At 70.0% G+C, this 20582-nt stretch carries 19 protein-coding genes; 8 read left to right on the top strand and 11 right to left on the bottom strand.

Annotation, left to right across the window (positions count from 1 at the left end):
* Positions 1-86: 86 nt before the first annotated feature.
* Positions 87-1271, bottom strand: coding sequence for a thiolase family protein (locus J1M46_RS10755; RefSeq protein ID WP_206447797.1), 1185 nt, complete (start codon positions 1269-1271; stop codon positions 87-89).
* Between the two features lie 154 nt (positions 1272-1425).
* Positions 1426-1815, bottom strand: a complete 390-nt coding sequence (locus tag J1M46_RS10750; protein ID WP_206447796.1) for a heavy metal-responsive transcriptional regulator — start codon at positions 1813-1815, stop codon at positions 1426-1428.
* Between the two features lie 99 nt (positions 1816-1914).
* On the opposite strand from J1M46_RS10750, the gene merA reads away from it, so the two are divergent.
* The 4 genes from merA (at position 1915) to J1M46_RS10730 (ending at position 5997) form a co-directional block, all read left to right on the top strand.
* Positions 1915-3291 (top strand): mercury(II) reductase, encoded by a 1377-nt coding sequence (gene merA / locus J1M46_RS10745; protein ID WP_206447795.1) that lies wholly within the window; start codon positions 1915-1917, stop codon positions 3289-3291.
* A gap of 44 nt (positions 3292-3335) precedes the next feature.
* Positions 3336-3746 carry an ArsR/SmtB family transcription factor gene (locus J1M46_RS10740; RefSeq protein ID WP_206447794.1) on the top strand — a complete coding sequence of 137 codons (411 nt, stop codon included), beginning with the start codon at positions 3336-3338 and terminating at the stop codon, positions 3744-3746.
* The gene (locus tag J1M46_RS10735; protein WP_206447793.1) at positions 3730-4668 is read left to right on the top strand and encodes a cation diffusion facilitator family transporter; all 939 of its coding nucleotides are present in this window, start codon (positions 3730-3732) and stop codon (positions 4666-4668) included. The genes J1M46_RS10740 and J1M46_RS10735 overlap by 17 nt, the downstream gene beginning before the upstream one ends.
* An 84-nt stretch (positions 4669-4752) precedes the next feature.
* Positions 4753-5997, top strand: coding sequence for an Nramp family divalent metal transporter (locus J1M46_RS10730; protein WP_206447792.1), 1245 nt, complete (start codon positions 4753-4755; stop codon positions 5995-5997).
* Between the two features lie 39 nt (positions 5998-6036).
* On the opposite strand, the gene J1M46_RS15835 is transcribed toward J1M46_RS10730, so the two are convergent.
* The 4 genes from J1M46_RS15835 to J1M46_RS10710 form a co-directional block, all read right to left on the bottom strand.
* Positions 6037-6750 carry a peptidoglycan DD-metalloendopeptidase family protein gene (locus tag J1M46_RS15835; RefSeq protein ID WP_206447791.1) on the bottom strand — a complete coding sequence of 238 codons (714 nt, stop codon included), beginning with the start codon at positions 6748-6750 and terminating at the stop codon, positions 6037-6039.
* 678 nt (positions 6751-7428) lie between these two features.
* Positions 7429-9672 (bottom strand): heavy metal translocating P-type ATPase, encoded by a 2244-nt coding sequence (locus tag J1M46_RS10720; protein ID WP_206447790.1) that lies wholly within the window; start codon positions 9670-9672, stop codon positions 7429-7431.
* Complete coding sequence (locus J1M46_RS10715; protein ID WP_342384351.1) at positions 9672-11615, bottom strand: cytochrome c oxidase assembly protein; 1944 nt, start codon at positions 11613-11615, stop codon at positions 9672-9674. The genes J1M46_RS10720 and J1M46_RS10715 overlap by 1 nt, the downstream gene beginning before the upstream one ends.
* Positions 11616-12313: 698 nt before the next feature.
* Positions 12314-13273: a cytochrome c oxidase assembly protein gene (locus tag J1M46_RS10710; RefSeq protein WP_206447789.1), complete on the bottom strand. Its 960-nt coding sequence runs from the start codon at positions 13271-13273 to the stop codon at positions 12314-12316.
* Positions 13274-13600: 327 nt separating this feature from the next.
* Here J1M46_RS10710 and J1M46_RS10705 point away from each other — a divergent pair, with 327 nt between their 5' ends.
* Entirely contained in the window at positions 13601-14287 is a 687-nt protein-coding gene (locus J1M46_RS10705) for a DsbA family protein (RefSeq protein ID WP_342384350.1), read from the top strand.
* Between the two features lie 97 nt (positions 14288-14384).
* Positions 14385-14906 (top strand): DinB family protein, encoded by a 522-nt coding sequence (locus tag J1M46_RS10700; protein WP_206447788.1) that lies wholly within the window; start codon positions 14385-14387, stop codon positions 14904-14906.
* 3 nt (positions 14907-14909) lie between these two features.
* Here the strand turns inward: J1M46_RS10700 and J1M46_RS10695 are convergent, their stop codons facing one another.
* Positions 14910-15335, bottom strand: coding sequence for a nitroreductase/quinone reductase family protein (locus tag J1M46_RS10695; protein ID WP_206447787.1), 426 nt, complete (start codon positions 15333-15335; stop codon positions 14910-14912).
* Positions 15336-15437: 102 nt separating this feature from the next.
* Between J1M46_RS10695 and J1M46_RS10690 the strand changes: the two genes are divergently transcribed.
* Positions 15438-16277, top strand: coding sequence for an HAD family hydrolase (locus J1M46_RS10690; protein ID WP_342384349.1), 840 nt, complete (start codon positions 15438-15440; stop codon positions 16275-16277).
* Positions 16278-16329: 52 nt separating this feature from the next.
* Here the strand turns inward: J1M46_RS10690 and J1M46_RS10685 are convergent, their stop codons facing one another.
* On the bottom strand, positions 16330-17502 hold the full coding sequence (locus J1M46_RS10685) for an acyl-CoA dehydrogenase family protein (RefSeq protein ID WP_206447785.1): 1173 nt from the start codon (positions 17500-17502) through the stop codon (positions 16330-16332).
* Positions 17503-17574: 72 nt separating this feature from the next.
* Between J1M46_RS10685 and J1M46_RS10680 the strand changes: the two genes are divergently transcribed.
* Entirely contained in the window at positions 17575-18720 is a 1146-nt protein-coding gene (locus tag J1M46_RS10680; RefSeq protein ID WP_206447784.1) for a C45 family autoproteolytic acyltransferase/hydolase, read from the top strand.
* Between the two features lie 27 nt (positions 18721-18747).
* Here J1M46_RS10680 and J1M46_RS10675 read toward each other — a convergent pair whose 3' ends face one another.
* The 3 genes from J1M46_RS10675 to J1M46_RS10665 form a co-directional block, all read right to left on the bottom strand.
* Positions 18748-19152 carry a type II toxin-antitoxin system VapC family toxin gene (locus J1M46_RS10675; protein ID WP_206447783.1) on the bottom strand — a complete coding sequence of 135 codons (405 nt, stop codon included), beginning with the start codon at positions 19150-19152 and terminating at the stop codon, positions 18748-18750.
* Position 19153: 1 nt separating this feature from the next.
* Positions 19154-19384 carry an antitoxin gene (locus tag J1M46_RS10670; protein WP_206447782.1) on the bottom strand — a complete coding sequence of 77 codons (231 nt, stop codon included), beginning with the start codon at positions 19382-19384 and terminating at the stop codon, positions 19154-19156.
* A gap of 107 nt (positions 19385-19491) precedes the next feature.
* Positions 19492-20454: an ATP-dependent DNA ligase gene (locus tag J1M46_RS10665; protein WP_206447781.1), complete on the bottom strand. Its 963-nt coding sequence runs from the start codon at positions 20452-20454 to the stop codon at positions 19492-19494.
* Between the last annotated feature and the right edge of the window lie 128 nt (positions 20455-20582).

The following is a 20582-nucleotide window of genomic DNA, read 5'->3' as shown; positions in this document are numbered from 1 at the left end:
CCCGATCTCAACGTGTGAGGCGGTCGTTTGGCGCATATATCGCGGCAAGCATGCACCTGACACGTTGAGAATTCGAGCCGGGGCGCTCACACGCGCTCCAGGATGATCGCGGTGCCCTGGCCGACGCCGACGCACATGGTCGCGAGGCCCCGGTCGGCGCCCTCGCGCTCCATGCGGCCCAGCAGCGTCACGACCAGGCGCGAACCCGAGGAGCCCAGCGGGTGGCCGAGCGCGATCGCGCCGCCGTCGGCGTTCACCAGCGCGTCGTCGAGCCCGAGCCGCCGGATCGTGCCGATCGACTGCGTCGCGAAGGCCTCGTTGAGCTCGACGGCGCCCAGGTCGCCGATCGACAGCCCGGTGCGGGCCAGCAGCTTCTCGGTCGCGGGCACGGGCCCGAGTCCCATGATCTCCGGCGCGATGCCCGCGCTCGCGCCGCCGACGACTCGTGCCCGAGGCGTCAGCCCCAGCCGCTCAACGGCCGCGTCGCTGGCCACCACGATCGCCGATGCGCCGTCGTTGAGGCTGGATGCGTTGCCCGCGGTGACCACGGAGCCGCCCGTGACGACGGGGCGGAGGCGCGCCAGCGCATCCATCGTCGTCTCCCGCCGGGGGCCCTCGTCGACCGTCACCTCGCCGGCGCGCGTCGGCACCGCGACGATCTCGTCGGCGAAGCGGCCGGCGTCGATCGCGGCGATCGCGCGCTCGTGCGAGCGCAGCGCGAAGGCGTCGGCCTCCTCGCGGGTGATGCCGTCGACGCGCGCGACCTCCTCGGCGGTCTCGGGCATCGAGAAGGTGGCCTTGTCGCGCTCAAGCAGCCGCGGGTTGGTGAAGCGCCAGCCGATCGAGGTGTCGAAGGCCTCGCCGGGCTTCGCCCACGGCTTGGCGGGCTTCGCCTGCACCCAGGGCGCGCGCGTCATCGACTCGACGCCACCGGCGACCACGATGTCGGCGTCGCCGGCGCGGATCATCTGCGAGGCCATGATGATCGCCGACATGCCGCTCGAGCACAGCCGATTGACGGTCATGCCGGGGATCTCGTCGGGCAGGCCCGCCAACAGCGTCGCGAGGCGGGCGACGTTGCGGTTGTCCTCGCCGGCCTGGTTGGCGGCGCCGAGGATCACCTCGTCGATCTGCTCGGGCGCGATGCCCGCGCGGCGCACGGCCTCGCCGATGACGAGGGCCGCGAGGTCGTCGGGGCGGATGCTCGCGAGGGCGCCGCCGTAGCGGCCGACGGGGGTGCGCACGCCCCCGACGAGTAGGGCCTGAGGCATGGGACTCCTGACTCCGCGACGCTGTGATGCTCCCGATCGGTCACCGAATTAGTGACCGATCGTTCAGGAATACACTACGGCGCGCCAGCGCCTCGTGCAAACGGGATGGCCGGGTGCTGGGCTGCCGCGCTCGCAGGGGTGAGCCCGGCGAGTGTCAGAGGTAGCTGCAGATCGACGCAGGTGTGCACGCCTCCGCCGGCACCTGTTCCGCGCGGACGCTGAGTTCGGCGATGCTCGCCCGCAGCAGCGCGAGTTGCGCCAGCTGCTCATCGATCTCGACGATTCGGCGATCGAGGAGACCCTGTACATGCGCGCACGGAGAAGCGCCTGAGTCGCGGATGTCGAGGATCTGCGCGATCCGCGTGAGCGTGAGTCCGGCGGCGCGAGCCCGCTCGATGAACTCCAGGCGTTGCTCTGCCTCGTCGCCGTAGCTGCGGTACCCCGCCGGTGTGCGCTCGGGTGGGCGCAGCAGTCCGCGCTGCTCGTAGTACCGCAGCGTCGACGGCGCCATCCGCGTCCTCGCTGCGAGCTCTCCTATCCGCATCCTGCACCTCCGGCGACGTCCTTGACCTTCAACCTTACTTCAAGGTCCATGCTGGCGGATGGGCCGCACACGGGCGGTCGGGATGCGGAGGAGACGGCGATGACTGATGGCAACGCACTCGACTTGGCGGTGATCGGCACGGGCGGGGCAGCGATGTCCGCGGCGATCCATGCTCGGCTCGAAGGAGCGAGCGTGGTCGCGATCGAGTCGGGCGTCCTGGGCGGCACCTGCGTGAACGTCGGCTGCGTGCCCTCGAAGACACTGCTCGCTGCCGCGCATGCGCGCCATGCCGCACTCGCGAGTCCGTTCCCCGGCGCACCGACCTCGGCCTCGGTGGTGGATGTCAGCACACTCGTGCAGCAGAAGGACGAGCTGGTCGGCGTCCTCCGCCAGACGAAGTACGCCGACATCGCCGACGCGTACGGCTTCGGCGTCCTCCATGGAACAGCGACGTTCGCAGACCCGGGCACGCTGCTGGTCGACGGGCAGCCGCTTCGCGCCAGCTCGTATCTCATCGCGACCGGCGCAGCTCCGCACATTCCCGCGCTCCCGGGCATCGAGGACGTCGACTATCTCACCTCCACCACGGCGATGGAGCTCACCGAGCTCCCCGCCTCGCTGATCGTGATCGGCGGCGGCCACGTCGGGATGGAGCAGGCTCAGCTCTTCGCTCGTCTGGGAGTCGCCGTGTCGATCGTCGGGCGGCTGGCCCCGCACGCCGAACCCGAGCTCGCGTCCGAGCTTCGCGATTGCTTCCGCTCAGAGGGCATCGCCGTCGTGGACGATCGCGCAGTCAGCATCGCGCAGCGAGACGGCGCAGTGGAGGTAGGCACTCGCGCGGGCAGCACCGTCGTCGCAGAACGCGTCCTCGTCGCGACCGGGCGCGTGCCTCGCAGCGACCAGCTCGATCTCGTCGCTGCAGGCATTGCGACCGATGACCGCGGCTTCATCCGCGTCGACGATCGGCAGCGGACGACGAACCCGGGCGTGTTCGCCGCGGGCGATGTCACCGCTGCGCCGCAGTATGTCTACGTCGCGGCGATGGCCGGCAGGGTCGCGGCGCGCAACGCGCTGGGCCATGGTGATCGCGTCGACTACACCGGTCTTCCGCAAGTGCTGTTCACGTCACCACAGCTCGCTTCCGCTGGGCTCACCGAAGCCCAAGCGATCGCGGCGGGCCATCGGTGCGCCTGTCGGTACCTCAGCCTGGCGGACGTGCCTCGAGCCATCGCCAACCACGACACCCGCGGAGGCATCAAGATCGTCGCCGACGCTGACAGCGGCAAGGTCCTCGGCGTCCACGCCCTGGCCGAGACAGCCGGTGAGATGATGCTGGCGGCGACCTACGCGATCACCGCGGGATTCACCGTCACGCAGCTCGCGGACATCTGGGCGCCGTACCTCACCATGGCCGAAGGCATCCGCCTGACCGCGAATCTCTTTCGCAACGAGTTGCCGACCTCGTGCTGCGCCTGACGACGCCGCATTGACGTATCGCTCATTCGCGATATCATCGCTGCATGACGATGCCAGGAAGTGCAGGCGCGGCGCTTGACGCTGCTGCCACGCAGGCGTTCGCGCACCTGTTCCAAGCGTTCGCCGATGGGTCGCGGTTGAAGGTGCTGCAGCACCTCGCGCTCGGCGAGCACCGAGTGCGCGACCTCGTCGAGCACCTGGCCCTCGCACAGTCGACGGTGAGCAAGCACGTCGCCTTCCTGCTGGAGTGCGGCTTGGTCGAGGCGCGGTTCGAGGGCCGGTCCACCTGGTATCGGCTGACATCCCCGAGCCAGATCGGGGCAGTGATCATCGCGGCGGAGGAGCTCCTCGAGGCCACGGGGTCGAGACACACGTTGCACGACCATCTGACTGCCGCCGCTCGCGGCGATGAGAGGGTCACGGAAAGAGGAGGTGCTCATGGGAGCGGGTCATAGCCACGGGGCGGATCTGCAGGAAGGGGCGTCCTCGGACTTCCGCATCCGACTCGGCATCGCGTTCGGGCTGACGGCGGCGATCGTCGTCGCCCAGCTGGTCGGTTCGATCTTGACGGGGAGCCTCGCGCTGCTCACCGATACCGCCCATGCGATCACCGACGCCTCCGGACTGCTGGTCGCGCTCATCGCTGCGACGCTCATGCGCCGGCCCTCGAACTCGAGGCGCACATGGGGCTTCCGCCGCATCGAGGTGATCGCCGCCCTCGGTCAGGCCACGCTGCTGCTCGCCGTCGGCGTGTACGCGGCGGTCGAGGGCATCCGCCGGCTCTTCGATCCACCGGAGATCCCCGGCTCGGAGCTGCTGGTGTTCGGCATCATCGGGCTCGCCGTGAACATCATCGCGATCGTGGTGCTGTCGTCGGGTCGCGGTGCGAACTTCAATATGCGTGCGGCGTTCCTCGAAGTGCTGAACGACGCGCTCGGCTCGGTGGGCGTCATCGTCGCCGCGATCGTGATCTGGACGACCGGCTTCCAGCAGGCGGACGCGCTCGCGAGCCTCTTCATCGCCGCACTGATCGCGCCGCGGGCGTTCATGCTCATGAAGGAGACCGCCGGCGTGCTCATGGAGTTCACGCCGAAGGATCTGGACCTCGACGACGTTCGCAGCCACATCCTCGAGCTCGCGCACGTCCAGGGCGTGCATGACCTGCACGCCTCCACCGTCGCGACGGGACTGCCGACGATCAGTGCCCACGTGGTGGTCGCCGACGAGTGCTTCACAGACGGGCACGCAGCCGAAGTGCTGCGGGACATCCAGCAGTGCGTCTCGGAGCACTTTCCCGTGGCGGTGCACCATTCCACCTTCCAGATCGAGACGACGGCCATCAGCGACGAGGAGTCCGCCTCAGTGCGCCATGCCTGACCGGGTGCACGCGCTGCGGGACGTGCTCGCGGCACACCGCAATATTGAAATTCGGTATCCCGAAATATTCAGTACGCTGGGGCAATGCATACGCGAGCGATCACCGCCACGGGCCGGGCGCGGAAGTTCCACTCACTGATGCTGCTCGGCCCGGCGCTCGTCGCCGGGGTGGCATACCTCGATCCCGGAAACGTCGCCGCGAACGTGACGGCCGGAGCACGGTACGGCTATCTGCTCATCTGGGTTGTCATCTGCGCCAATCTCGTCGCTTGGCTCATCCAGTACCTCTCGGCCAAGCTCGGCGTCGTGACGGGCAAGAGCCTGCCGCAGCTATGCGGCGAGCGCATCGGCTCGCGTGCCGGTCGCATCGCCTACTGGATCCAGGCCGAGGGCGTCGCCATGGCGACCGATCTCGCAGAGGTGATCGGCGGTGCGGTCGCGCTCTGGCTGCTGTTCGAGGTTCCGCTGCTGGTCGGCGGGCTCATCACAGGCGGCGTGTCACTGGTGCTGCTCGTCGTGCAGTCCCGGAGGGGCCCGCGTGCCTTCGAGCGCGTCATCATCGGACTGCTCGCTGTCATCGTGCTCGGCTTCTCCTGGGGTGTCGTCGTCGCACCGCCTGACGCCGCAGGCCTCGTCGGCGGTCTTGTGCCGCGCTTCGAGGGCACGGACTCCGTCCTGCTCGCGGTGAGTGTCTTGGGCGCGACGATCATGCCGCATGCGATCTACGCGCACTCGAGCTTGGCGCGGGACCGCTTCCGCGACCGCGACGGACTCAGCACGCCGACGCTGTTGCGGGCGACCCGCATCGATGTCTCGGTGGCGATGGTCATCGCCGGCAGCGTCAATCTCGCGATGATGCTGCTCGCCGCAGCGAATCTCCCGGGCGTCGTCGGCACCGACACCATCGAAGGGGCGCACGCGGCGCTGGGTGCGTCGCTCGGGCCCGTTGTCGCCACTCTCTTCGCGGTAGGTCTGCTCGCTTCCGGATTGGCTTCAACGTCGGTAGGCGCCTACGCGGGTGCGGAGATCATGCACGGCCTGTTGCGTGTCGACGTGCCGCTGCTGACTCGCAGGCTCGTGACGCTCATCCCCGCACTGGTCGTGCTCGCGATCGGCGTCGACCCGACGCTCGCGCTCGTGCTGAGCCAGGTGGTGCTGTCCTTCGGCATCCCGTTCGCCCTCATTCCGCTCGTTCGCTTCACGGCCGATCGGCGGCTCATGGGGCAGCACGTCAACCGGCTCTGGACGACCATCGCCGGCTCGCTGGCCGCAGCAGCGCTCACGGCGCTCAACGGTGTGCTGCTCTGGTTGGTGGTCACCGGCGCGTGAGCAGACCCGTTGCGGCGGGGCCGACTGCGTCGATCGGGGTCAGCCGACCTCGAGTCGCGTCTCGCGCGTCTGCAACCAGCGAAGCGGATCGAAGGACACGTAGTCGCTGTTCTTCATCTCGAGGTGCAGATGAGGTCCCGTCGAGCGGCCGGTGCTGCCGACTCCGCCGATGACGGTCGAGATGTCGATCACCTGGCCGACCTGCACCTGGATCGAGCCCGCCTGCATGTGCGGGTACCACGACTGCACGAACTGGCCGTTGATGTTGTGGTCGACGAAGACTGCGTAGCCGCCGCCGCCAGGGTTGTTGCCCTGCCACACGGCTGAGACGACCCCGTTGGCGATGGGCCGGATCTCCTGCCCGGGAGGCAGCGGGATGTCCGTGCCGCCGTGGAATCCGCCGGACCGGTATCCGAAGCCGCTGGAGATCGGCAGCTGTGTGATCTGGGGGAACGGCGTCTGCACGTAGTCGGTCTCGAGCATCGCCCAAGTGCTGGCGAACGCGGGGCTACCGCCGTAATAGGAGCCGGGACGCTCGGAGTCCGCGACGGCCTGGAGCGCGGCGAGCTCATCCGGTGACATCAGCGCGCTCTCGAACGGGTCGTTGACGACGATGTCGTCGCGAGCGAAGAGGGTTGTCGCTTCTGCAGCGACAGGAGCCAGCGACTGCACGTCGGGCTCGAGCTGCGCGACCTCTGCGTCGAGCTCGGCGGTCGACTGCATCGCTTGGGCCGGCAGAGAGGTGACGACCACGAGTGAGCCGATGAAGAGGAGCGCTGCGCCAGCTGTGACCTTCCGCGCGATGCTGCGCGCTCGGCGCCCTGCGGCGACTCGGGGGGCAGCGGCCGCCGGGCGGACCGCGCGAGGGCTTGCGGCACGGACGGGCCGAGCCGTTGGCACGCGCACGGCGCGATGACCCAGCGCCGGCGCGTCGACGACGATGCTCGGCTCGACGTACGTCGCCTCAGAGATGCGGACCGGGAGTGCGTGTGCCGTGCGGGTGGCGGCTTCGCGCATGGCGCGCCGGCTCGTGTAGATCGGAGGCGAGCCCTCGACCACCGAGGCTCGTGCACCGGCGCGCGCCTCCACTGCGGTCTGCGCGATCGCCGCAGCCGCTCGCTCCCGTTCACGCACGGCTCTGCGAGTCAGGACCTGAGGTTCGTCCAGCGACGACCTGGATGGTCTGCGGGGGTCAGGCGTCACGCGAAAAGATGTCCTCGGTCGAGATGGTTGTCCCACGCCACCGGCAAGGCCGGGAGCGGGTGAGCCCGGATCGAGCTGCAGAGCCGACGCACGGGGAAGAGCGCGCACGGCGACACTCAAATATAACGGAACGGTAACAGATGAGCAAGGGGGCGATGAGGCTTGCCCGGGTGCTCGAAGCGCCGGCATCGACGGAGCGATAGGCGACGGGCACTGGAGCCGACGCGTTCACTCGCTGCCTTCGAAGTTCTGGAGCCTGAGGCTGTTGTAGATCACCAGGACGGACGAGATCGCCATCGCACCGGCCGCGATGAGCGGATTGAGGAGGCCGGCGGCAGCGATCGGGATGGCAGCGATGTTGTAGCCGAACGCCCAGCCGAGGTTCACGCGAATCGTGCGGAGCGTGCGCCTCGACAGTGCGATCGCATCCGGGATGACGGCAAGGTCCTCCCGAACCAGGATGATGTCCGCTGATTTGAGGGCGATGTCGGTGCCCGACACCACCGCGAGACCGAGGTCGGCGGCAGCGAGAGCTACGGCGTCGTTGATGCCGTCGCCGACCATCGCGACCCGTTCCCCCTGTCCCTGGAGGAGGCGGACCACATCAGCCTTCTGGCCGGGGAGCACCTCGCTGTGCACCGTCTCGATCCCGAGCTGGGCCGCGACGTGCGCTCCGGCCGCTCCCGAATCGCCAGTCAGGAGCACCGTCTTCAGCCCTTGGCGGTGCAGCGCCTGCACGGCCCGTCGAGCACCGGGCTTGAGGGTGTCGGTCAGGCCGATCCTGCCGATGAGCTGTCGCTGGTGGCCCACCAGCACCGACGTCTCCACGCTCGCTTCATCCCATCCGAGCTGCGCGAGGGACGCGGCGTCCACGTCGACATCATGGTCGCGCATGAACGCGAGGCTCCCGACGAGCGCGCGCTCGCCCGCCACGGCCGCAGAGGCGCCCTTGCCGGGGACGGCGCGGAAGTCCCGAACCGCCTCGATGTCGGTGATGTGCTTCGCGGCGGACACGATGGCCTTCGCGATGACGTGCTCAGACCCCTGCTCCACCGATGCCGCGATCCGCAGCAGCTGGTGCTCGGCAATGCCGGGAGCGGCAGCGATCGTGGCGACGGTCATCGTTCCGCTCGTGAGCGTTCCGGTCTTGTCGAGGACCACGGTGGTGATCGTCCCGCTGGCCTCGAGAGCGTCCTGTCCCTTGACGAGGATCCCAAGACTGGCGCCCCGGCCGATGCCCACCATGAGCGCGGTCGGCGTCGCGAGCCCGAGCGCGCAGGGGCAGGCGATGATGAGCGTGGTGATGCCGATTCCGAACGCCACCTCGAATGAGGCGCCGCCGAGCATCCACCCACCGGTCACGAGCACCGCGAGCACGATCACGGCGGGCACGAAGTACGTCGTGATCCGGTCGACCAGGGTCTGCACGCGCGCCTTGCGGGCTTGCGCCTGCTCGGCGAGCGCCGCCATCTGCGCAAGCTGGGTGTGGGCTCCCACCGCGGTCGCCTGCACGTCGAGGCGTCCGTTCATGCTGATCGTGCCGCCCACGACCTGCGCTCCCGGCCCGAGATCCGCAGGAGCGGGCTCTCCCGTGAGCATGCTCGTGTCGATCGCGGCGTTGCCGACGATGATCGTGCCGTCTGCCGGGATGGTCTCGCCGGGACGGACGACGAACCGGTCTCCCACCCGCAGCGTGGAGGTCGGATGCAGCGCTTCGACTCCGTCTCGGATGATGCGCACGTGCGTGGCCGCGAGCTGGTTCAGGGCTCCCAGGACATCGCCCGCCTTCCTCCGGGATCGCGTCTCGAAGTAGCGGCCCGCGAGCTGGAAGGTCGTCATGCCGGCGGCGACGTCGAGATAGATCGAGTTCGCGCCCTCGGGCGTGACACCGAAGCCGAGCCAGTATCCAGGTCCGTCCTCCCCGACGCCGAACAGCAGCGTGGCGAGCGCCCAGCCGAAGGATGCCGCGATCCCCAAGGAGACGAGCGTGTCCATGCTGACGTTGCCGTGGCGGAGGTTCTGCATGGTGGCTCGGTGGAACGGCCATGCCGCCCAGGTCACGATCGGGAGCGCGAGCAGCACGCACAGCCACTCCCACCCGGGGAACCTCCACCCGGGGGTCAGCGCAAGCACGATGGTGAGGTCCATGAGCGGCACGGTCAGGATCGCCGCGACCACGAGCCTGCGCCGCAACGACGTGATCCTCACCTCAGTGGCACGCCGCGACCAGGTGTCGTCACCGTCGTCGTGGACGCGTGCGCCGTACCCGGCTCGTTCCACCTGCTCCAGCGCTTCCGCGGCACGGTCTGCGCTGAGCCCGGTCACCAGTGCCCGCTCCGTGGCGTAGTTCACGCTGGCCGTCACTCCGTCGAGCCGATTCAGCGCCTTCTCCACCCGCGTCGAGCACGCCGCGCAGGTCATGCCCGATACGTCGAGCTGGAGGGGCTCGGCGAGATCCTGCTGCACGGTCATCATTCAGTCCTCTCGGTCGCGGATGTCCGCGTCGGTGCCGGGCGTGGGCCGGCGCTTCGCGCCGCGAGCTTCTCGAGCATCTGGTTGTACGCGTCGCGGTCGTCGGCGTGGCCGGTGTCCTGGTGCCGGTCGCTGCGTCGAGCATCCTTAGCGTCCTGGCGCGACCATTGGATCCCGAGCGCGATGATCACCAGGAGCAGCGGGAGCTCGCCGCCCGCCCATGCCACCCCTCCGGCGAAGTACTGCGATGCCTCCAGGTCGGCCCACGGCAGTCCGAGATTCCGATAGAAGTTCTCGGCGATGATGTCGCCGCCCGACATCAGGATGACGCCGAAGAACGCGTGGAACGGCATCGCCGCCAGCACGAATCCGAGCTTGCCGATGTGCGGGAGCGGGAGCGGTGGTCTGTCCACGCCGATCACGAGGCTGTAGAACAGGTAGCCGATGATGAGGAAATGCACGTTCATGAGCTGGTGCGCCCAATGGAAACGCATGAACTCGCCGAAGATCCCCGAGAAGTACAGCCCGTAGTAGGAGCCGACGAACAGGACGAAGATGACGAGGGGGTTGTAGATCCAGCGCAGCACACGCCAGCGCAGCGCCCACATGATCCAGTCGTGCACGCCCGCAGGGGCAGTCGGGCTCGATCGCGTCGCGCGCAGCAGCAACGTGGCGATGCCGCCCATGACGAGGAGGACCGGGGCGAGCATGTTCAGGCTCATGTGCACGACCATGTGGACCCCGAAGTCCGGCGCGGAGTACTTGCCGAGTCCGGAGCTGGTCACGAACACGACCACGCCCCAGCCAGCGATCCAGGACAGCGTGCGCCCGAGCGGCCACGCGTCACCCCGGCTGCGCAGGTTCCGCACTGCCCACAGATAGACGGTGACCGCCGCGATCGCGAGCAGGAGGAAGAGCAGGTTCGGTCGCCAGTTGGTCAGCAGCACGAGCACCGTCGGCGGGACCTCGACCTCGAAGCCCATGAACACCTGGGAGATGCTCGTCGGGACGAAGTACTGCGGCGGAGGGAACCGGGTCATCGCCGCGGTCATCCCCACCCATCCGGCGATGCCGACCGTTGCCGCCAGCGCCGGCCACGTGGCGCTGAGTCGACGCTTCCCCAGCACACGCCAGCCGAGGTATGCCGCGACGAAGATCCCCAGGAATGCCCAGCGACCGATGATCTGCCATCCGGTGACCGAGTCGAGCAGTCCCGTGCCGGCGAGCTTGAACCAGGCCAGCAGCAGATCGGACGCCGCGACCACCGGGAGCGCCACGGCCAAGATCCAGAAGATGCGGGTCATGATCTCCGGGGCGATCGGACGCCCGGTCGCGACGCGCATGATGGCGACCAGCACCACGCCGAATGCGGCGTTCGTCAGCAGGCTCTGGTACGCGCCGGCGTCGCCGCCCAGGTCGTGGTTCGGGCCCACGAGGATCTGACCCACGACGACAGGAGCGAGGATACCGAAGCAGGACGCCCACAAGGGGATCAGGAGTCCCGTCCACCGCTCGGCGAACACGCTCGCTATCCACGTCAGCAGTGCCGCGATCAGCGTGACCGTCCATGCCTTCGGGAACGCGCTCGCCTCGTAGAGGAACGGGATCGCATTGGGCTCGCTCAACTGGGACGGCGGCAGCCCGCTGCTGTCCAGCATCTCAAGCAGGATCATCGCCGCAGACACGGTTGCCCAACCGGCTGAGGAAACCCGCAGCACAGCCATCTCGAACACATCGCCCAGCTGTCCCGCGTCGCGTCCTCGCGCATCGCGCAGGAACAGCGCCGACAAGAGCGCCCCGAAGGTCACCACCGCGAACAGATCCGCAATACTCTGCCCGGCCGCGGTCAGCACTGCCACGTCGAGGCCGGGGAAGGAGGTATGGAGCAGTTCGTACGGCTCGACTCCCACCTGCACCGTCGTCACGACCGCGGGAGCGATCACCAGCAGGCAGACGAGCGCGCACGTCAGAGCGAGCCCGCCGGTGCGGCGGAAGCGGGTCGTTCGCCTGCGGACGGGGCTCGCCGCTAAGGGCCTTGTCGACGGCTGCGACGTCAAGGCGTCTGCCACGCCACGAGATCGATTCCGGCCTCGCTGACCGCTTGCTCCACAGCCGTTCGCTCCACAATTCCCTCGCTCGTGACCGTCAGGCGTCCGTTCGCATCCACAGCAATACGGCTCAGCCCCGGATGCTCGACAGGTCCTCGTGCAGTGCTTGCTGACACAGAACGCAGGTGGCCGCGTTGCCGAACAGGCCTGCCCTGTTCACCAACCCCTGCCTCCGTTCACCTTCCGACTCTGCGACCCAACTGTACAAGATCCCGACTTTCGGATTCCGGCACCCCCGGTCGCCGAGATTCATGGGCGGGTGCTGGGGCGCCGACGTCGGCGGCCGGGCCCGACCCATCCGCCCCCTCGCCCCTGCGCTGCCGGGCTGCGGACCTGAACTTCCTCGGCGTGCTCGTGACCGGCATCGTGGTCGTCTTCCTCGGTACCGCGACCGTGAACCAATACGTCGCGCCCGCGCCGCTGCCACCGGCACTGCAGACGTGCCGGCTCGTGACCCACCTGTTCGTGGCACGCCTGAGGCCGCTACTGGGGCGGGGACGCCACACAGGCCGACGCATCCATCGGGTCGCTGTTCAGCTCCGCCGCCCGCTGTCGCCGTCCTGAGCGCGCTGCTGCATCTGCTGCAGGTACTCGTTGTAGGCGTCCATCTCCTCGTCGGCACTGTGCTGGTCCTCCCGCGCCCGCTTCCTGTCACGTCGTTGCCATCGCGCCAGCGTCACGACCAGCATCGCGAGCAACGGCAGCTCCCCGAAGGTCCACGCCAGGATCCCCGCTATTCCCTGGTCACGAACCGGGTCGACCTCCCACGAGTCCGGAGCGGCGGTCGCGAAGTAGCGGACGACTGGGGTCGCGGCGAACAGCGTCACCAGCCCGAATGCGGCATGCACCTGCATCTCAAGGAAGATGTCGAACATCCGACTCGGATACGAGGTTCGCCGCGGGAGGGGATCAGATGACACGAGCGGTGCCGTGATCAGGATTCCCACGACCAGGAACACCGCTTCGAGAACGGTATGGCCGATCGGGGAGCGCAGCATCACATCCGCGATGCCACCGAGATAGAGACCGAAGAAGCACAGCAGCATCAACGGGATGACCAGCGCCGGATGCAGTGCGAACCGAGCCGCTCTCGATCGCAGCCCACACAGTGCGATGCGGAGCACCGTGTTGCCGATGCCGCGATGCGGCACGGCTCGCAGCAGCAGGGTCCCGGGAGAGCCGAGAACGAGCAACGGCGCGATCACCATCATCAGCGTGAGCTGCTGGAACATGAAGATCGAGAACATGAGCTGGCCATACGCGTCGACCCGAGCGCCGGTGACCACTGCCAGCAGCAGGCAAGCGAGCAGGAAGCACACGGTGCGCAACCAGGGCCAGCGCTGGCCGCGTCGTCGCAATCGCACGACGCCCGCCACGTAGGCCGCGGCGAGCAGCACAGCGACCACCGGCAGCAGGGTGATGGACGAGGGTCCAAGGATCAGGAATTGATCGAAGCTCGGGGGCGGCAGCGCACCGGCGTCGGCAGAGCTCATCGCGCCGGCTCGCGATCCGGGGCGAGAGCCCGGCGACGACCGCCAGGCGGACGCTGGTGCTGGGTGAATCGGGGGCGACCCACGCCGACTGTCACCTGCGACATGGTTCCGCTCCTGATTCGATGCCTTCGAGCCGCCATCAGCTTCCAGATCTGGCACAGAGCGCATCGGTCCGGCGCTGCGATCCTTCGGAGGATGCTGGACGAACTCGGCGCGCAAGCCGACGTCCCACGCCATCATAGGACAACTGCGCGCGGCACCCCCAGGCACGTGAGATGGAGGGCGCGCGTGGCAGTCGGGCCGACGTGGCGCGGTAGAGTGAGGAAGGTGCGCACTCGCCCCCTCATCGCTGTCTCCATCATCGTCGCTGCTGTAGCGATCGTCGTCGCAGCGGTGCTGCTCATCGTTCGGCCGTGGGAGGGCGGTAGCCCGCCTCCAGCGAGCGGGGAGTCGAGCGAGTCTGCCGCGTCGCCCTCAGCGGCGCCGCCACTCGTGGAGGAGTCGACGCACATCTTGGACGACGCCGGCCCGGACGCCCCGGTGGTGGTCGAGTTCCTCGACTTCGAGTGCGAGGCGTGCGGCGCCGTGTACCCGACGATGGAAGCCCTCCGCGGGGAGTACGGCGACGAGGTGACGTTCGCGGTGCGGTACTTCCCGTTGCCGGGGCACTTCAACTCCGGCAACGCGGCGGTCGCCGTCGAGGCCGCTGCGCAGCAGGATGCGTTCGAGCCGATGTACCAGCGCATGTTCGAGACGCAGGCCGAGTGGGGCGAGGCGCAGGTCTCCGAGGCCGGACGCTTCAGAGGCTACGCCGAGCAGCTGGGTCTCGACATGGCAGCGTACGACGCAGCGATCGAGGATCCCGCCACGCTCGCCCGCGTCGAACAGGATTTCCAGGCCGGCATCGCCCTCGGCATCGACCGGACGCCGACGATCTTCATCGACGGGGAGCGGCTGGAGCTGTCGCAGATCAGCGACATCGAAGCGGCGATTCAGGCGGCACTCGGCGAGTAGGCGAAGCTGCGCGGCGGCCGCGCGACCACGATGCGGGCCGTGCATGCGCGCATCCATCGCCTCGAACGGGCCGGTGGGCGCGTGAGAGAGTGAAGCCATGCCGATCGAGCCCGATACCAAGGACTGGACGTGGGTGCTGCACGAGCGCTGCCCCGAGTGCGGGTTCGACCCGCTGGAGGTCGATCGCGACGACCTCGGCCGCCGCATCCGCCATGCCGCCGCAGCGATGCACCAGCGTCTGCACGGGGCAGCGGTCACCGAGCGCCCGGATGACGCCACCTGGTCGCCGCTCGAGTACGCGGCGCATGTGCGCGACGTGTGCGGCGTGATGGAGACCCGGCTGCACCAGCTGCTGCACGAGGACGACCCCGAGTTCGCGGACTGGGATCAGGACCGGGCGGCCGTCGACGACGACTACGCGAGCCAGGATCCCGAGCGCGTGGCCGCCGAGCTCGACCTCGCCGCGGCGAGCCTGGCCAATGCGGCGGATGCGGTGCCCGCAGACGCGTGGGATCGGCCAGGCAGGCGCTCCAACGGCTCGGTGTTCACGGTGCGCACGCTGCTGGAGTACGCGCTGCACGACCTCGAGCACCACGCCTGGGACATGACGAAGCCGTAGCCGTCAGCGCGGCGTCAGCACCGCGATCGCGAAGGGCCGATCCGTCTTCTTCTCGTAGGAGGCGAACGTCGACCCCTCGACGAGGAACCGCGCCCACAGACCCTGCCGCTCGGTCTCCGGTGCGATGCGCACGTCGACCTCGCGCGGCCCGTCGCGCAGGTCGATCGTCGCCTGCGGCGCGACCCGTAGGTTCTTGAACCACTGCGGCTCCTCCGCCTGGCCACCAGCGCTGGCGACGACGGCGTAGCCGCCCTCATGCTCCAGGTAGACGACGGGTGTCGTGAACGGCTTGCCGCTGCGCCTCCCCGTGACGGTGAGCAGCAGGATGGGCAATCCTGCGATGCGGTGGATCTTCGGCGAGCTGAGCCTGCGGAACAGCGCCGCATGGAAGTCGGCAGCACCGCGCTTGATCGACCCCTGGAGTCCCACGGTCTGAGTATGGCCCTCATTGCACGCTCGCGGCCGGCGAATTCGCCCACAGCGGCGACGCATGCGCGCCGTGGCTGCGCGCCGGCCTGCGACGATGGTGGCGTGGACACCCCCGCACCCGTCGCCGACGCGACCTCCGAGCTCCCGACCGGCCTCGACATCCGTCTCGTCGTCTGCGACATGGACGGCACGCTGCTCGACGGCGACGGTCTCGTGCCCGACGCGTTCTGGCCGCTGCTCGAGCGCATGCAGGCGGCCGGCATCGACTTCGTGCCCGCGAGCGGCCGGCAGCTGGCGACGCTCGAGCACCTCTTCGCCCGCGTCGGCACGCTCTCGTGCATCGCCGAGAACGGCGCCATCGTCACCCACAGCGGCGAGGTGATCGGCACCACGACCGTCGAGCCGGATGCGGTGCGGCAGATCGTGCATCGGGTGCGGGAGTCGGCGGGTGAGCTGGAGCTCGTGGCGAGCCGCCGCGACGTCGCATCGATCGAGTCGCGCGACCCCGAGTTCGTCGCCCAGGCGCACAAGTACCACGTGGCGTTCGAGTCGGTCGACGACCTGCTCGAGTGCACCGATGACGTGCTGAAGCTGGCGATGTGGGCGACCCCCGACTCCGTGAGCGCCGCGGCCCGCTGGCTCGAGCCGGCGCCTGCGGGGCACCGCGTGGTGATCGGCTCGCCGCACTGGATCGACGTCATCCACGAGACCGTCGACAAGCGACTGGGCGTGGAGGCGCTGCAGCGCGAGCTGGGCGTGACACCGGCGCAGACGGTCGTCTTCGGCGACTACCTCAACGACCTGGGCATGCTCGCCGACGCCGAGCACACCTTCGCGATGGCCAACGCGCACCCCGAGGTGCTGGCGGCCGCCCGCTACCGCGCGCCGTCGAACCTGGAGCACGGCGTGGTGCGGGTGCTGGAGCGACTGCTGAGGTCGTAGGTCGAGGAGGCCGCGGCCCGCAGGGCAGCAGCCGTCGCGAGACCGGAGCCACTCAGCCCCGGAACGCGCTGATGCCCGTCAGCGCCTGCCCGATGACGAGGGTGTGCACCTCGTCGGTGCCCTCGTAGGTGCGCACGCTCTCGAGGTTGGCGGCGTGCCGCATGGGGGAGTGCTCGAGCGAGACGCCGTTGCCGCCCAGGAGCGCCCGCGCCTCGCGGCAGACGTCGATCGCCGCGCGCACCGAGGCCAGCTTGCCCATCGAGACCTCGTGCGGCCGCAGCTGGCCGGTGTCCTTGCGGCGGCCCAGGTGCAGCGCGAGCAGCTGCGCCTGCTGCAGCGACAGCGCCATCTCGGCCAGCCGCGCCTGCGTCAGCTGCATGGCGGCGAGCGGCCGCCCGAAGACTTCGCGCTCACCGGCGTAGGCCAGCGCGACCTCGAGCGCATCGCGGCCGGCGCCCAGCGCACCCCAGGCGATGCCGAAGCGCGCCTCGTTCAGGCACTCGAAGGGCGCCCGCAGCCCGCGCGCGTCCGGCAGCCGCGCGGACTCCGGCACGCGCACGCCCTCGAGCACGATGTCGCACTGGATCGACGCGCGCATCGACAGCTTCGGCTCGATCGGCGTCGCCGTGAAGCCCGGTGTCGGTTCGCCCTGTGAAGCGGTCTCCACCAGGAACCCCCGCACCCCCTCGTCGGTCTGCGCCCAGATGACCGCGACATCCGCGATCGACGCGAGCCCGATCCACCGTTTCGCGCCGTCGAGCACCCAGTCGTCGCCGTCGCGGCGCGCGAAGGTCTGCATCGCGCCCGGGTCGCTGCCCGCGTTCGGCTCCGTGAGCCCGAAGCAGCCGATCGCCTCGCCGCGCGCCATCCGCGGCAGCCACGCCTCGCGCTGCTCCTCCGAGCCGTGCTTCGCGATCGCCGTCATCGCGAGCGAGCCCTGCACCGACACGAAGGTGCGGATGCCGCTGTCGCCCGCCTCGAGCTCCTGCATCGCGATGCCGTACTCCACGGCCGAGCGACCCGCGCATCCGTAGCCGGTCAGGTGCATGCCCAGCAGCCCCGCCTCGCCGAGCACCGGCACGAGCGCGCGCGGGAAGTGCGCCCGCTCGAACCAGTCGGCGATGTGCGGCCTGATCTCGCGGTCGACGAGCCCCCGCACCCGCGCCCGCACGGCGCGCTCCCCGTCGGTCAGCAGCGACTCGAGATCCAGCAGGTCGGTGGTCATGGCCACATCCTGCCGCAGGCGACGGCGAGAGCGGCATCGACCGCCTCCCGGCGCGGTGGCATCATCGCGGGTATGCAGGTGGTCGAGCTGAGACTGGCGGATGCGTCCCCGCGGCCGCGCGGTCGGGCCTACGGCGCCGCCGTGGTCGCCGAGATCCGCGACGCGGTCGAGCGCTACCGGCGGGCCTACGCCGACCTCGGCGTGCCGGCCGGCTTCGCCGAGCGCATCGCGGCCGGCTCGATCGACGTGACGCGGGCGTGGGCGCCAGAGCAGGCGGCGGAGCTCGAGGGCATCGCCGAGGGTGCGGGCGTGCCGCTCGCCGAGCTCATGCTGCTGAACGCCCGCACCGAGATCCTCGCCCACGCGCCGGCGCGGCCGACGGAGTGCTCGACGGTGGTCGCGCTGCACGACGACCGCCGCCCGCAGACGCTGCAGACGTGGGATTGGAACGGCGACCTCGTGCCCACCGCGGTGCTGCTCGAGGCGCAGCTCGGCGATCGCGTCGTGCGCACCTTCACCGAGACCGGCATGCTCGGCAAGATCGGCGTCGCGCAGCTGCCCGACGGGCGCGGCCTGGGCGCCCACTTCAACATCCTCCATCACCGCTCCGACCGCTCGGCGATCGGGGTGCCGGTGCACGTGGTGCTGCGCCGCATCCTCGACGAGGCGACCGGGCTCGACGACGCCATCGCGATCGCCGGCAGCGCGCCGCTCGGCGCCTCGACGGTGCTGACAGTCGTCGAGGGCGCGGCTCGCGCGGCCGCGGGCGGGCGCGAGCGCCAGCAGCCCGAGCGCGAACGGCGCGAAGGCACACACGCCACTGCCGGCGCGGCGAGCCTCGAGCTCTCGCCCGCCGGCGTCGCCGCGGTCGCGCCGACCGCCGGCTTCCTCGCCCACACGAACCACTACCTCGACCCGGCGCTCGCCGAGGGGGAGGCAGCGCGACCGAGCTCCACCACCTGGCGGCGGCTCGAGCATGCGCTCGCGCAGCGCGAGCAGATCATGGTGGCGACGGATGCGGTGGCGATGGCCGGCGCGATGTGCGGCGCCGCGGGTGCCCACGCCCCGGTGTGCGTCGTCGCCGCGCCGGGTGCCGCGTTCGCCGACCGCTGGTCGACGCTGCTGACGGCCTCGCTCGACGTCGAGGCCGCGGCGATCGACTGGTTCGCCGGCCCGCCCAGCGGCCTGACGGCCGCGACCGTGCGCCGCTTCGGCTGACGAGGCCGCCACCGACCTGCGGTTCGACTACGCCCAGGTCTCGATGGCGGTTCCCTGCCCGGGGGCCCTCTCGAACTTCCGGTCGTCGGTGAGCAGCGGCATGCCGAGCGCTTCTGCCAGTACGAGAGAGAACGCGTCGTAGGCGGTGCAGTTGACCCGCAGCGCCAGCGCTCGCCGCTGGAAGGGCGCCATCGGGTAGCGCTCGAGCGGCAGATCAGCGAAGTCGTCCAGCATCTGCTCCGCACGGCTGACACTGATCTCGATCTCGGGTTTCGAGGTCATCAGCAGCCCGCGTATCGCCGATGCCACCTCGGCGTCGACGAGCGCCGGCGCATGCAGCCGGCGTTCACGGGCGAAGCGCTCGCGCAGCCCAGCATCGCCGCGCCGATTCTGCAGGAGGCGCACGACAATCGAAGCGTCGACGACCGTCATCTCAGCGGTGGTCGTCGTCGATGAACGACCGGATCGCCGCAGGGCTGGCCTCGACGCCGTCTCGTGACGCGATGCGCGACAGCACCTCGGCCATCTCCGGTCGGGAGGCGTCGTCGTGGATCAGCTCGCGCAGGTAGCTCGACAGCGACATGCTGCGGGCGGCCGCGCGCGCTCGCAGGGCGCGGGCATCCTCGGCCGGCACGTCGCGCACCTGGATGATCTCGCTGCTCATGCCCCACAGCGTACCCGCGCTTCATGAACGTTGCATGCATCGCCTGTCCGGCGTCACGTGCGCTGATGCCTGCATGGGCGAACCGCCGCTGCGCGCCCGCGGCGCCCTTACTCGGGGTTGAGGTCCGCGAGCGTCTTCTCGGGCCGCAGTCCGCGCCAGACCGGGTGCCGCAGCGCGCCGGAGGCGGTCTGCTCGGTGTGCTCCACCTCGCCGACGGCCGCTCGCACCCAGCGGGCCTTCCGCGCCACGTCGGCCGGCAGCCCGTCGATCGCGGGCACGGTCGTGCGCGGCCGCAGCTGGTCGCGCAGCCGATCCCGGTCCGCGCCCGAGAAGCCCGTGCCGACGCGGCCGGCGTAGCGCATCCGCCCGCCCTCGCCCGGCAGCGCGAGCACGAGCGAGCCGACGGTGCCGGCGAGCGAGCCGTTGCCCTCGAGCCAGCCCACCACCACCACCTCGCGCATCAGCTGGTGCTTGAGCTTGCGCCAGTCGCTCGAGCGGGCGCCGGGTCGGTAGCGGCTGTCGTGCCGTTTGGCGATGACGCCCTCGAGGCCCCGCTCGGCGGTCACCTCGAGGATGCGCTCGAGCGAGCCGCGCAGCGGCTTCGAGATCTTCACCCGCGCGCTCTCGTGCACGAGGTCGTCGAGGTGGGACTGCCGCTCGTCGAGCCGCTGCGTGACGAGCCGCTCGCCGCCGACCTCAAGCAGGTCGAACAGCATGATCGTCGCCGGCGACTCCTTCGCGGCGCGCGCCGCCTGGCGGCCCGAGAGCCCGGCGCGATCCTGCAGCGCCTCGAAGCTCGCCGAGCCGCGCGAGGGACCGGAGCGGTGCAGCACCGTGATCTCACCGTCGAGCACCGCGTCGCCCGTGCGCACGCCGTTGCCGAGCGCCTCGACCAGCTCGGGGAACGCCGCCGAGAGGTCGCGGCCATTGCGGCTCAGCAGCCGCAGCGAGCCGCCGCTCGCCGGGTCGCCGACCTTCTGCACGATCGCCCGCCAGCCATCCCACTTCACCTCGAACGACCACTCCCGCTCGTCGTCGATGTCGGATGCGTCGCCGGCGGCCGCGAGCATCGGCCGCAGGTCGGTCGGGCGGTCGCCCCGGCTGAGATGTGCACGCGCCCGGCGGGTGCCGCGCGCGACTCCGCCCGAATTCCCGCCCGCACGGTGGAGGGGAGGCGGCCGGTGGAGACCCGCTCGCC

Source organism: Agrococcus sp. KRD186, from assembly GCF_017168255.1.
In the GTDB taxonomy this organism is placed as follows: domain Bacteria; phylum Actinomycetota; class Actinomycetes; order Actinomycetales; family Microbacteriaceae; genus Agrococcus.
Note: the sequence above shows the minus strand (reverse complement) of the source record. Positions and strands in the feature narration are given on the sequence as shown.